This is a genomic window from Ideonella flava (genome assembly GCF_051857595.1).
GTDB lineage: Bacteria > Pseudomonadota > Gammaproteobacteria > Burkholderiales > Burkholderiaceae_C > Ideonella.
The window spans coordinates 21,538-34,052 of record NZ_JBPZHD010000008.1; the positions used below are offsets into that span (position 1 = coordinate 21,538).

Genomic DNA, 12,515 nt, shown 5'->3' on the forward strand with positions numbered 1-12,515 from the left:
CCGGCCACCTCAAGCACGCCCGACCAGCTTCGCCACCACCTCATCGAGTGTCACCACCCCTTCACACGGCGCACCCTCGAAGGCGATCCATCCATCGTTGAAGCCGTCCAGCATTCGCATCCGGGGCGTCGGATGGCGCATGCCCTGCGCCTCGAGGCGGCTCTCCCATTCCTCCCGAGGCACCGCGACCGCTCTCACTCCGCGCCCAAGTGCTCGCCCCAGCACCTGCGCCAAATCATTCGGCGACACCGGCCGCGCGCCGGTCAACTCCACGATGTGATGTCCCTCGGCGCCTTGCATCAGCAACTCCGCCGCCACACGGCCGACGTCCTCGGTCGCTACCATCGGCACCGCGCGATCCAGTGGCTGAAGGAAGGACGCGATCTCCCCCGTTGCCCGCGCCGCCTCGACATCCCACTGCAGGTTCTCGATGAACCAGCTCGGTCGCAGCACGGTGACGGGCATCGGCAGCTCCGCCACCGCCCGCTCCAACGCGCCGAGTTGCGACAGCAGGTTCTCCTGCGCCGCTTGCGCGCCGATGGTCGACAACACCACCACCCGCCTCGGGCGCGCCGAGAACAAGGCCGCCCGGATCGCGGCGATGCGCGCCGTTGACTCGGGGAAGCCCGGCGAGGGATCGAAGGTCGGCGGCAGCATCACGAACACCCCCTCGCAGCCGCGGAAGGCCTCGGCCATCGCGCCCGCATCGTCGACATTGGCCTGCGCCAAATCGCAGCCGCGCTCCCGCCATTGCGCGGCCTTGGCCGCATCGCGCACCACCGCCCGCACCGGCTGCCCCTTTGCCAACAGCGCCCGCGCCAGCGCGCTGCCCACCTGTCCCGTGATTCCCGTGATAGCGAACATCATCCGACTCCATCGTTGCGCGGCCCCATGCCGCTCGGAACCGGATTCTGGGAATATCGCCTCATTTCACCGATAGCATGGCTGGCATGAGATTGATGCGGGTGGCGCATGAACAGTTTCGATGAACGCCTGCTTGGCGGACTGGGCGTGTTCCTGGCGATCGCCGATGCCGGCAGCTTCGCGGAGGCGGGACGGCAGCTCGACATGTCCCAACCAGGCGTGAGCCGCGCGGTCTCTCGTCTGGAGCAGCGCTTGGGCGCTCGGCTCTTCGACCGCACGACCCGGTCGGTCCGCCTCACAGACGAAGGTCGGCGCCTGCGGGCGCAGGTGGGCCCGCTGCTGGCAGGTCTGGAGGAAGCGACCGCCGAGGTCGCAGCCGGCCGCTCCGCCGTGCGTGGTCGGCTGCGTGTCCAGCTGGATCCCTTCTTCTCGCGCATGGCGCTGGGGCCGCGCATTGGCGATTTCCTCGCCGCCCATCCCGCGCTGACGCTGGACCTGGTGACCCGGGACCAACTGGGCGACATGATCGCCGACGGGTTCGATCTCGCAGTGCGCTTCGGGCACCTGCCGGCGTCGAATCTGATCGCGCGCAAACTGCTGGACACCCGCATCCTCACCGTGGCCGCGCCGGCCTATCTGGCTCGTCGCGGGCGCCCGGCCTCGCCCAGGGACATCGAGCGCGACGCCCACGCCTGCATCGACTTCCGCGATCCGGCGACGGGCCGGCCCTTCCCCTGGGAGTTCCATCGCAAGCGACGCCGTGTGATCGTGCCGACGGACGGTCGATTGATCGTCAACGACGCGGGCACGCTGCTCAGCACGTGCTTGGCCGGCTACGGCCTGGCACAGGTGATGGACTTCGGCACACGAGGGTTGCTGGATCAGGGGCAGCTCGTTGAACTCTTCCCCGACTGGGCCGACGAGCGCTTTCCCCTGCATGCGATCTATCCGTCGCGGCATCAGGTGCCGGCGAAGGTCCGGGCGTTCCTGGAGTTCGTCGTAGGGGTCGTCCATCCTCTCGCCTGCCGATAGTCGACAGAGATCACCACCGGCGCGACTTGCCTAGCCGCGACGTCGGACGTTGAAGATCACCTGAAAGAGGAGCGGCCCGCTGCACGGCGGCTCTACACGCGGTTTCACATTCCACCTGGATACACACCCCAGGTCAGGGAAACTAGCCGTTATGGATATAGCGCTATATCTCTCGACGCGCGCTTCTTCTTACCCCCTGGCACCCGCATCCGGAGGCAACCGGCAGGGTCCTCGTCCGAAAGGCAGAACATGAGATTGCAGTTGGGAACCTTGATGGTTGCATTGGGAGCCGGCGCCGGCCTGCCGGCCTTGGCCCAGACGTGCGAGCCCACGACCATCACGCCCTACATCAACATCGGCGGGCAATGGATGCAGACGGCCTCCGCCACGCTGAAGGCCGGTCAGTCGGCCATCCTCGGCCCGCAGCCCGCCACCGGTGGCACGTGGAGCTGGAGCGGCTGCGGCACCTCGGGCGACTCGCGCGAGCAGACCATCCAGCCGACCGCGTCCTGCAAGGCCACGGCCACCTACACCAACTCCTGCGGCGCCAAGAGCAAGCAGCCCTTCACGATCAAGCTGGGCGCCTGGAGCAGCGTGAAGTGGGGCGGTGGCGGCTACGTCACCGGGTTGGTCTTCCACCCGAAGAAGCGCGAGGTGCTGTATGCGCGGACCGACATCGGCGGCGCCTACCGCTGGAACGCCGCGACCTCGTCCTGGCTGGCCATCACCGACGGCTTCGGTCCGGCCGAGAGCTTCCACCACGGCGTCGAGAGCATCGCGCTGGACCCGAACAACGATCAGCTGGTGTACATGGTCACCGGCTTGTACAACTCGGCTGACGCCACAGCCCGCCTGTACATCTCGAGCAACCGGGGCGCCAGCTGGACTTCGGTCAACCTGCCCTTCTCGGCCGGCTCCAACAACGGCGGCCGGGCCATCGGCGAGCGCCTGATGGTCGATCCGAACCGGCCTTCGACGCTGCTCTACGGCTCGCGCACCGCCGGCCTGTGGAAGAGCACGGACTCGGGCCGCAACTGGGCACAGGTCACCGCGCTGTCGTCGGCCAAGATGACTGCGGAGCAGATCAACGCCGTCGGTGGCAGCGCCATGGGCGTCGAACTGGTGGTGTACGACACGTCCACCCGGGGTACCGGCGCGGCCACGCAGACGATCTACGCCGCTGTCGCGCCCGACTACGCCAGCGTGGCCGGGCTCACCTCGAACCTCTACCGCTCGACCAACGGCGGTGCCTCGTGGAGCCCGTTGGCGACGCCGGTGACCGGCTTCCACATCCCGCACATGGTGCGCGCGGCCGACGGCATGTTCTACGTCGTGTTCACCCAGGGCGCCGGCCCGGGCGCCACGGGGCCCGGCCGCCTCTACAAGTTCGACGGCACGACCTGGACCTTGCTTGCCAGTGTCGACCCCACCCAGTGGACCAGCTTCGGCTATGGCGGCTTGTCCGTCTCCGGCAGCGGCGCCACGACGCGCATCGCGCTGGGCGTCACCAACTCCTGGGGCAACTGGAGCGGGCAGCCGGTCGTCCAGCTTTCCGACGACGCGGGCAGGACCTGGCGCGAAATCGCGTCCACCATGCCCCACACGCCGCCGAGCGACGGGTTCTCCGGCTGGATCGACGACGTCGAGATCGACCCGTTCAACCGGGACCGCGTGCTGCACGTGCACGGCGGAGGCATCTGGGAAACCCGCGACGCCTCGGCCGCCACGCCGAGCTGGACCGAGCGGGTCGACAACCTGGAGGAGACCGCCACTCTGGGCCTGGCCACGCCGCCGGCCGGGGCGACCTACACGCTGATCGACAGCGCCGGCGACATCGGCACCTGGGTCTACACCGACCTGACCAAGAAGCCGACGATGTCGCCCGGCGGGTGGGGCAACGGCAACTCGGCCGACATGGCGTGGTCCGATCCGCAGTACATCGCCACCGTCGGCTACTCGCCCGACACCAACAGCGGCCGGGGCCACTGGTCGGGCGACGGCGGAAAGACCTGGGCTGGGTTCGCGACGCTGCCCAGCGGCGCCGCGGCCGGCGCGGGCACCGAAGCGAACATCGCCGTCACGGCCCGCAACCGCGCCATCTGGGCGCCAGCGAACGCGGTGCCGTCGTACACCACGAACAACGGAGCAAGCTGGGTGTCGACCAACCTGCCGGCGCTGGCGAACATCAACGCCAATCGCAGCTACCGCATGGTGGCCGACCGCCGCAACCCGAACAAGGTCTATGCCTACGATTCGGGCGGCGCCTGGTGGGGTTCGCCGGGCCGGGTCTACGTCTCGACCAACGGCGGCCAGACCTTCACGCTGAGCCAGGGCTCGGTGGCGGCCGGCCTGCGGGCCAACGCCTTCGGGTCCACTTCGCTGGCGGTCAACCCCAACGCCGAGGGCGACCTGTGGCTGGCCGACGGCAACACCGTCTACCGCTCGGTGGATTCCGGCGCGACCTGGGCCCGGTTCGACAACTTCGCGTCGCTCTGGGGCGACCGCGAGCCATGGCAGTGGCCCGAGGTGCACGGCGCCAGTGCCGTGGCGCTGGGCAAGCCGGCGCCCGGCTCGTCGTACTCGGCCGCGGTCTACGTGGTGGGCGCCATCAACGGCGTCTGGGGCGTCTACCGCTCGGACGACGCCGGTGCCTCGTGGACCCGCATCAACGACGACGCCTCCCGGTTCGGCGGCATCGGCATGATCGCGGCCGACCAGAACATCCATGGGCGCGTCTACGTCAGCGGCAGCGGCCGAGGGGTGCTGTACAGCAACTGACCGCACGGGCCCTGACCACCGGAACGGCGGCGCCGCGCGCCGCCGTCACCGGACGAATGCTGAAGCTGCTGGTCACCGGGCATGCGGACCCGCCGCCCTTCTGAGCACAACGCTCCGGCGCCAACCCGACGCCAAGCTCCGGGCCTGGCCAGGGGACGCCTGTCCAGCGCCCATTCCTACACTCCGCGAACCCACCCGCGTCCAACGCTCGCCTTCCCATGCCTCTGATCGCACTCCCTGAAACCGCTCAACCTCACAGCGCCGCGCCACGGCAGGCTGATCTTCGGTGGCTCCGGCAAGCTGCGTGCGCCGCGGCCTTGCTCAGCCTCGTCGCGGGCTGCGGCAGCGGCGGCGGTGCCCCGGCCCCGTCGGACACGCCGCCCGTCTCGACAGCGCCCCCGCCTCCTCCGCCTCCTCCGCCTCCTCCTCCGCCTCCGCCTCCGCCTCCTCTGCCTCCCCCGCCTCCCCCGCCCGACACGCACGCGAGCGCGGGCTGCGGCAGCGCGGCGAAGTTCAGCACCGGCTACCAGTCGATCACTTCCGATGGCGTGCAGCGCAGCTACTGGGTGGAGATGCCGGCCGGCTACGACCCCGCCACGCCCTACCCCGTCATCATCGGGCTGCACTGGCGCGACGGCAGCGCGGACGACGTCCGCGGCTGGAGCGGCTTCTACGGCCTGAAGAACGAGTACGGCAACACGGCCATCTTCGTCGCCCCCCAGGGCCTGGATGCCGGCTGGGCCAACACCAATGACCGCGACATCCGGTTCATGCGCTCGATGATCAGCCAGTTGCAGCAAGGCGCCTGCACCGATACGCAGCGCGTCTTCTCCACCGGCTTCAGCTTCGGCGGCATGATGTCCAACGCCATCGGCTGCCAGATGGGCGACGTGGTGCGGGCCATCGCGCCCATGGCGGGCTCGCTCTGGAGCGGATGCGCCGAGTCGCAGCACCGCGTCGCGGCCTTGTTCATCCACGCACAGGACGACAACGTCGTCCCCTACTCGGAGGGCGAGGAGGCGCGCAACGTCTTCACCGCACGCAACCAGTGCAGCGACAGCACCGCGCCGGTGGGCATCAACGGATGCGTCGAGTACCAGGGCTGCAGCGCCGACAAGCCGGTCGTCTGGTGCGGTACCCCGACCGGCGGCCACTGGTATCCGGGCTTCTCTGCCAAGGAAACGAAGACCTTCTTCGACCGGTTCTGAGTGCCCCCAGGGCCGGGCTGCGCCCAGCCCGCCCCCCGTGGGGGTTCAAGCCAAGTGGCAGAGCCACATTGGCTTGAGAGTGCCCCCAGGGCCGGGCTGCGCCCAGTCCGCCCCCCGTGGGGGTTCAAGCAAAGTGGCAGAGCCACATTTGCTTGAGAGTGCCCCCAGGGCCGGGCTGCGCCCAGCCCGCCCCCCGTGGGGGTTCAAGCCAAGTGGCAGAGCCACATTTGCTTGAGAGTGCCCCCAGGGCCGGGCTGCGCCCAGCCCGCGCCCCGCGGGGGTTCAAGCAAAGTGGCAGAGCCACATCTGCTTGAGAGCGGCGCGGGCCCGGTGGCCCCGATTTCTTCCGAAGCGGCCTGGCTCACATCGGCTTGAAGCGCGGCTGGAAACTCTGGCTGACCGGCAGCCGGGTCTGGCCGTCCTTGAGCAACACGTCCATGCTGCCCAGTCGGCGCTCCACGCGCGCCACCTGCGCCAGGTTGACGACGATGGCCCGGTGGATCTGCCAGAACTGCTCCGGGTCCAGCTGGTCCAGCAGCTCGCGAAGCGACAGGCGGAGCAGGAACTCGCCTTCGCGCGTGACGGCGCAGGTGTACTTGTTGTCGCTGCGGAAGTGGCTCACGTCGGCCACCATCACCAGATGCAGGCGATCACCCTGCGAGGCCTGCAGCCAGCGCAGCGGGACGGCGGCGCTGGGTCCGGGTGCGGCCGGCATCTGGGGCGGCTGCCACTGCTGCAGCCAGCGCGCCAGTTCGGCCGGGGGCAGCTGCAGGCGCTGCTGCAGCCGCTGCACCGTTTCGGCCAGGCGCTCGGTGGCGAGCGGCTTGAGCAGATAGTCCACCGCCCCCTGCTCGAAGGCAGCCAGCGCATGCGCGTCGTAGGCGGTGACGAAGACGATGTGCGCCAGGCCCTTGATCCGCTGCGCCAGCTGCAGGCCATCCAGGCCCGGCATGCGGATGTCCACGAACACGATGTCCGGACGATGCTGCAATGCCAGGGCCAGGCCCTGTTCACCGTCTTCGGCTTCGGCGACCACCTGCAACTGGGGCCACAGCAGGGCGAGCCCCTCGCGCAGGCGCTGGCGCGGCAGGGCTTCGTCTTCGATGAGGAGGGCGCGGGGGGCGGTGGGGTTCAAGGCGGGGGCTCGGTCCAGGGGAGTTCGATGCGGGCGCACACGCCGCCTTCGGCGAGTTGCTGGATGCTCAAGTGTGCCGTGTCGCCATAGAGGCCGGCCAGGCGGTCGCGCACGTTGGCCAGGCCCAGGCCCTGGCCCTTGCCGGGTGAGGGGGCGAGCAGGCCGGCACCGTTGTCGCGCACCTGCAGCACCAGCCGCGGCCCTTCGTGGCGGGCCTCGATGTCGATGCGGCCACCTCGCGGCAGCGGCTCGATGCCGTGGCGCACGGCGTTCTCCACCAGTGTCAACAGCATCATCGGGGCCAGTGCGTGGGTCTCGCAGCCGGGTTCGGTCTGCACCGCAAACTGCAGGCGATCGCCCAGCCGCGTGGCCATGACCGTGAGGTAAGCCCGCGCCAGCGCGAGCTCGCGCCCGACGCTGGACATCGGCTCGCGCAGTGAGGGCAGGGCCATGCGCAGGTAGTCGTGCAACTCGCCCAGGAAACGCTCAGCCGTGGCAGGCTGGCTGCGGATGAGCTGCTGCAGGCTGGCCAGCGCGTTGAACAGGAAATGCGGCTCCACCTGGGCCTGCATGGCCTTCAGCTCGGTCACACTCATTTGGCGCGCGAGCTCGGCCATCTCGGCGGCCTGCTCGGCACGGGCCAGCTGCCAGCGCAGCTTCTGCTCCTCGCGCCAACGCCACCAGCGCAGCGGCAGGTGCAGCAGCAACGCAAAGGCAAGGGCAGGCAAGGCGGCGCGCAGCGCCGTTGCAGGGCCCTGGGGCGGCAGCCAGGACAGCCAGCCTCCGGGCGAGAAGGCGACGCCGAGCACGGCGCCGGCGGCGGCCGCCAGCGGCACGAACAGGCCCCACCAGCGCGCGGGCAGCACCAGCCAGGCGGCGCTGTAGGCCAGCCACAGCTGGGCCGACACGCCCACCCAGCGCGCGTGCGGCCATTGCCAACGCGCCAGCGCCCAGGCGGCCCAGAACAGCAGGGCGGGCAGCAAGGCGCTGCGCAAGGGTGGGCGCCAGGCCGGGGCCATGGAGGGGGCCACCGGCGGCTCGCGCCGTTCAGTCCAGCGCGGCATTGCGCAGCGGCTGCGGCGGCATGGCAGCCAAGGTCTCGCGCTGCTGGACACGGTTGCGCCGGGCCTGTGCCCAGTCGATGCCGATGGGCGTGGTGGTGGCCGGCACATCCGGGCCCACCACCTCGAATTTCAGGTCGCGCACCCAGACCTGGCCTTCGCCCACCTGGGCCACGCCCAGGGTGAGCCAGGGCGCATTGGCGGGCACGTCCAGCACCACGCTCACCTCGTGCCACTGGTCATCGGCGGCTGGCACGGCGCCCACGGGCAGGCGCTTCTCCACCCCCGCCTGGCCCATTGCCACCGGCGTGAGCAGATCGTGGTCCATCTCGCCCAGGCCGAGGTAAAGGCCGCCCCAGCCGCCCCCCGCCTCGGCGCGCGCCTGGCCGCTGAAGCGCACGCGCTGGCCGGAATAGCCGCTGACGCTTTGGTAGGCGTGCCCAACGCTGAGGATCCCAGGGTTCAACTTGGCAACGGAGCGCACGGTGAGGCTGGGCGAGCTGCCGGGAAGGGCCGCGTCGATGCCGATCTCGTACTGGTCGACGGGTGCGCCGATGGCCGCCGCATCCGCCCGTGGAGATTTGCCGGCCTGCCAGCCGGCGGGCATCTGCAGGCCGGTGGCGCCGACGCTCAAGACCAGCGCGGCGAGTGGGGTGACGAATAGGGCTCGGTAGTCCATGTGGATTTCCTTGATGGGTTGGTGTCGGGGATGGGGCGCGCTCAGCGCAGCGACAAGTTCGCCGGCGTCTTCTTCTGCCCAGCCATCAGCTGCTTGCCCTGCAAGGCGCTCTCTCGGAGCTGCCCGGCCGCCTTGGCCGCGAAGACATCGGTGGTCACCGGCACGTCGGCACCCACGGCCTCCAGGCGCAGGCTCCGGGCCCAGGCTTGACCGCTGCCCACCAACGCCAGGCCGACGTTGACCACGCCACTGCCTTCGCCGTCGGCCGGTACGTCGGCCACCACGCTCACCTCGCACCACTCGGGGCAGCCCGCAGCCCCCAGCGGCGGCGTGGTGGTGTAGGCGTTCGTGAATGCCAGGAACGGCAGCGGGTCGAAGCCCTGGCTCACCACCAGGCCGCCCCAGCCATCGATGCCGTCCGTCTTCACCTGGGCCGTCAGGCGCACGCGCTTGCCTGCATAGCCGAAGGCGTACTGGCTGATGCTGCCGATTTCGGTGGGTTGGCGCTGGCCCAGCGCCTTGACGGTGAGCGCACGTTGGCCGCTGGCTTCGGTCTCGGGAGCGACGCCGGCCTCGTGCGTCTGGCCTTGCGGCCAGGCATAGGAGGCCATGGCCATCCAGCCTTCGGGCTGACGCAAGGCACCTGCCCCGCTCGCGGTGACGGCAACAGCGGCCAGCGGTGCTGCCAGCAGGATGCGGTAATCCATGATGAGAATCCTTTCGGATGAAGTGGGAACGGGGCGCAGTGTGGATTCAGCACCTGGGGCGCGGCCAACGACTTGCGACTATGCACAGCCAGCGTCGACAAGGCACGCTGGCAGCCGACGAGCGCCGGGCCGGCTCCCGGCCGCGTCAGGGCTTGGCAATCAGTCTCCCCCCCTCACCTTTCCCATGGTGCCCGATCCCGGGAGATCCGCGAGAGGCGATCGATCCCATGCGCGGCCCGCGCGGCCTCGCGCGCGAACGCCAGGCGCGCGACGCAGGTCGACCCCATCGTGGCGCGAACCTTTCTGTTCGAAGCATCGCTGCCGATGCCATGCCACGCCACGCCACGCCACGCGGAGGACATCCTCTCTTCGATCCGAGCCTGTTCCGTGGGGCTCATGACCCCGGTGGCGTGGCCCCTCCATGCGGGATTCGATCGCGAACCGTCACCGAACTCGACGCCGCGCCCGCCGACTTGCGATGACGAAGCCGCCAACCGCGCCAAGTCCTGCCGCGGCCGAACGGAAGCGTCATGCGGATGCGCTACAGGTCCTGCGCTGGCGAAAGCCCAGCAACGGGCGATGGTCGCGGCTCCGGCTGGAACGCAGCGGCCGCGATGGCCGCTGCGTTGATCGACCGGGCGTCAATAGCTGGCGACCAGGCTGACACCCGAGAAGGTGGAGTAGCCGCGAAGCATGATGTAGTAGTCGCCCGCGGAGGTGGCGGTGACGGTGCAAGTCTCGGCGTTACCGGTCTTGTAGGGGCGGCACAGGTAGGTGCTGGTGGTCGGCCGAGACCCGAAGCGCGTGTAGAGATCCGCGTCACCGGTGCCACCCGAGATGCTGATCGTGAGCGTCTTGCCGGCCGGGGTGTTGATCCGCCAGTACTGCTGGCTGCCGGTGGCTCCCGATATCCCCGTGACGGGCTGGCCGTTGGTCAGGTACGGGTCGCCGCCGCCGACGGAGTAGGTCGCCGTCAGCGTGACGCCGCTGTAGGCCGAGTAGCCGTTGAGCAGCACATAGTAGGTCCCTGCGGCGGGTGCGGTATAGGTGCAGGTTTCGGCATTGCCCGTCTTGTAAGGGCGGCAGTCGTAGGTCGACAAGGTCGGCCGCGAGCCGCGCCTGGTGTACAGGTCTGCGTCACCCGTCCCGCCCGTGATGGTGATGGTCAAAGTGGTCTGTCCGGCCGGCACGTCGATCTTGAAGAACGCCTGCGACCCGCTCGCGCCGCTCAGGCCGGAGACCGGCGTGCCGTTGGTCAGCACCGTATCGCCACCGCCGCCACCACCGCCGGGGTTGGGCACCGGCACACCGACGGCCTGCCAGGCATTGGCTACCGAGGTCTGCTCGGCGAGCGTATAGCCCAGGTTGACGGCGGCCTGTACCGTGGCGTTGCCCGCCGCCAGGAAGTTGGCGTTGGAGGTCAGGACGTTGACATTGGCCTCATAGAAGATCCGGATGGCCTTGTCCATGCCGAGCCCGGTCACGTTGATGGCGGACTTGCCGCGCGGATGGGTGCCACCCTGCGAGAGCAGGTAGAACGCCAGGTTGGCGATACCGGAGCTGTAGTGGACGTCGACATTGCCCACCCCGCTGTACCAGTAGTCCTTGGACGCGCCATCCGCCGCCGGGTCATTCATGTAGCGAAGCGCGGGCGGAAGGATGTCCTCGCCGATCTTCCAGGTGTCTGTCGACACGGTCAGCGTGCCGGTCTTGCCACCGTCTACATACGCCTCGGTGAAGGCGCCGAAGATGTCGGACATGGCTTCGTTCATGCCGCCCGATTCACCCGAGTAGACCAGGCCGGACTCGTTCTCGGTCACGGCGTGGGTCAGCTCGTGCGCGGTGACGTCCTGGGCCCGCGCCAAGGGCAGGCAGCCCTGGCCCGAATTGCCGTCGCCGTAGACCATCTGGGTGCCGTTCCAGAAGGCGTTGCAGTAGTTGGTGCTGTAGTGCACTGAGCTGATCAAGGCGGCGCCGGCGTTGTTGTAGGAGTCTCGATTCCAGAACGCCTTGTAGGCCTCGTAGGTGGCGCCGGTGCCGTCGTAGGCGGCGTTCACGTCGATGTCACTGTTGGCCCCCTGACCTTCGGAGCGCTTGAGCGTGCCCGGAAGGCTGGTGCCGTTGTTGGCGCTGTAGACCCTGCGGTTCTCCGCGAAGTGGATCTGCGGATGGACGCCCACGATGGCACCGCTGTCGACGTCGACGTACACCTTGTCGCGAACGGGATCCTGCCCGCGCAGCCCGGTGGCCACGGTCTCGTACGCCATGTGGATGAGGCCTTGCGGTGACACGAAGTACACCCGGCGCGGCGGCGTGGTGGCCATGCCGGCGAAGCGCGCATCGGCCATCACCACCGGGTGGACGGCGCTTTCGCCGATGTCGTTGGAGCCCAGGCTGGCCGCGATGTCGCCACGGGCCGAACCGTTGATGGCAAACACCCGGCCCTTGCCGTCCACGTGGACGACCAGGTCGCCCCCGACCACGTCGATGCCGCGGTGCGTCAGGACGTACCGCAGGTGCTGGTTGCCCATGGCATCGATGTTGACCTTGCGCAGGTGCAGGTCGGCCGGGCGCAGGCGCAGGGCGGCCAGCACCCGCGACAGGACCGGGCGCATCGTTGATTCAGTGGCGCCCAGCGCTGTCACGTTCAGCTTCGGCGCTTGCCCCAGGTCCCCGCGCAGGAAGGTCGGCACCCCGTCGGGCGCCGCCTGGATCACGTCGACAGAATTCAGCGCACCGAGGGCACGAGCGACATCTGCCGGCGTGTTGCCTGGAATGGCGGCCAGGGCACTGGTGGTCAGCGCCAGACCGAATGCCAGGGTGGCGATCAGCCGTCTCTTGGCCCAGCCCGAGATCAATGAACTCATTGCGTCTCCCAAAGTAGAGTCAACTTCGAGTTCACGCGTGGCAACGCGTGATGCCATGTCGTCCTCACGCGCACGTTCGTCGCGCCGCGGCATGCTGGGCTCGCGTGTTGAGGTGTGTCAATCCCCGCAAATCGCTGCCCGTGCAGACCCGCCGACCAGCGGACGCAATCGCGAGAAGCTCATC

General features: G+C 69.3%; 9 protein-coding genes. 3 read left to right on the plus strand and 6 right to left on the minus strand.

Features of this window, described 5'->3' with window-relative positions:
• Positions 1–9: 9 nt before the first annotated feature.
• Positions 10–864: an NmrA family NAD(P)-binding protein gene (locus ACS5PM_RS17970; protein WP_439389367.1), complete on the minus strand. Its 855-nt coding sequence runs from the start codon at positions 862–864 to the stop codon at positions 10–12.
• Positions 865–972: 108 nt separating this feature from the next.
• Between ACS5PM_RS17970 and ACS5PM_RS17975 the strand changes: the two genes are divergently transcribed.
• From ACS5PM_RS17975 to ACS5PM_RS17985, 3 genes are all read left to right on the plus strand, one after another.
• Positions 973–1,896 carry a LysR family transcriptional regulator gene (locus ACS5PM_RS17975; protein WP_439389045.1) on the plus strand — a complete coding sequence of 308 codons (924 nt, stop codon included), beginning with the start codon at positions 973–975 and terminating at the stop codon, positions 1,894–1,896.
• A 273-nt stretch (positions 1,897–2,169) separates the two neighbouring features.
• A complete protein-coding gene (locus ACS5PM_RS17980; RefSeq protein ID WP_439389046.1) occupies positions 2,170–4,674 on the plus strand; it encodes a dockerin in 2,505 nt (834 codons plus the stop codon).
• A 548-nt stretch (positions 4,675–5,222) separates the two neighbouring features.
• The gene (locus ACS5PM_RS17985) at positions 5,223–5,882 is read left to right on the plus strand and encodes a CE1 family esterase (protein ID WP_439389047.1); all 660 of its coding nucleotides are present in this window, start codon (positions 5,223–5,225) and stop codon (positions 5,880–5,882) included.
• A gap of 361 nt (positions 5,883–6,243) precedes the next feature.
• Here ACS5PM_RS17985 and ACS5PM_RS17990 read toward each other — a convergent pair whose 3' ends face one another.
• The 5 genes from ACS5PM_RS17990 to ACS5PM_RS18010 form a co-directional block, all read right to left on the minus strand.
• Entirely contained in the window at positions 6,244–7,017 is a 774-nt protein-coding gene (locus tag ACS5PM_RS17990) for a LytR/AlgR family response regulator transcription factor (RefSeq protein ID WP_439389048.1), read from the minus strand.
• Entirely contained in the window at positions 7,014–8,081 is a 1,068-nt protein-coding gene (locus ACS5PM_RS17995; protein WP_439389049.1) for a sensor histidine kinase, read from the minus strand. Before ACS5PM_RS17995 ends, ACS5PM_RS17990 begins: the two co-directional genes overlap by 4 nt.
• Entirely contained in the window at positions 8,065–8,757 is a 693-nt protein-coding gene (locus ACS5PM_RS18000) for a hypothetical protein (RefSeq protein ID WP_439389050.1), read from the minus strand. Before ACS5PM_RS18000 ends, ACS5PM_RS17995 begins: the two co-directional genes overlap by 17 nt.
• Positions 8,758–8,798: 41 nt before the next feature.
• Positions 8,799–9,464 (minus strand): hypothetical protein, encoded by a 666-nt coding sequence (locus tag ACS5PM_RS18005; RefSeq protein WP_439389051.1) that lies wholly within the window; start codon positions 9,462–9,464, stop codon positions 8,799–8,801.
• A gap of 641 nt (positions 9,465–10,105) precedes the next feature.
• Positions 10,106–12,331: a M4 family metallopeptidase gene (locus ACS5PM_RS18010; RefSeq protein WP_439389052.1), complete on the minus strand. Its 2,226-nt coding sequence runs from the start codon at positions 12,329–12,331 to the stop codon at positions 10,106–10,108.
• Positions 12,332–12,515: the final 184 nt, after the last annotated feature.

Coding starts and splice junctions, on each gene's coding strand:
- ACS5PM_RS17995 (WP_439389049.1), bottom strand. CDS start 8,081: ATGCCGCGCTGGACTGAACGGCGCGAGCCGCCGGTGGCCCCCTCCATG.
- ACS5PM_RS17970 (WP_439389367.1), bottom strand. CDS start 864: ATGTTCGCTATCACGGGAATCACGGGACAGGTGGGCAGCGCGCTGGCG.
- ACS5PM_RS17980 (WP_439389046.1), top strand. CDS start 2,170: ATGGTTGCATTGGGAGCCGGCGCCGGCCTGCCGGCCTTGGCCCAGACG.
- ACS5PM_RS18010 (WP_439389052.1), bottom strand. CDS start 12,331: ATGAGTTCATTGATCTCGGGCTGGGCCAAGAGACGGCTGATCGCCACC.
- ACS5PM_RS18005 (WP_439389051.1), bottom strand. CDS start 9,464: ATGGATTACCGCATCCTGCTGGCAGCACCGCTGGCCGCTGTTGCCGTC.
- ACS5PM_RS18000 (WP_439389050.1), bottom strand. CDS start 8,757: ATGGACTACCGAGCCCTATTCGTCACCCCACTCGCCGCGCTGGTCTTG.
- ACS5PM_RS17975 (WP_439389045.1), top strand. CDS start 973: ATGAACAGTTTCGATGAACGCCTGCTTGGCGGACTGGGCGTGTTCCTG.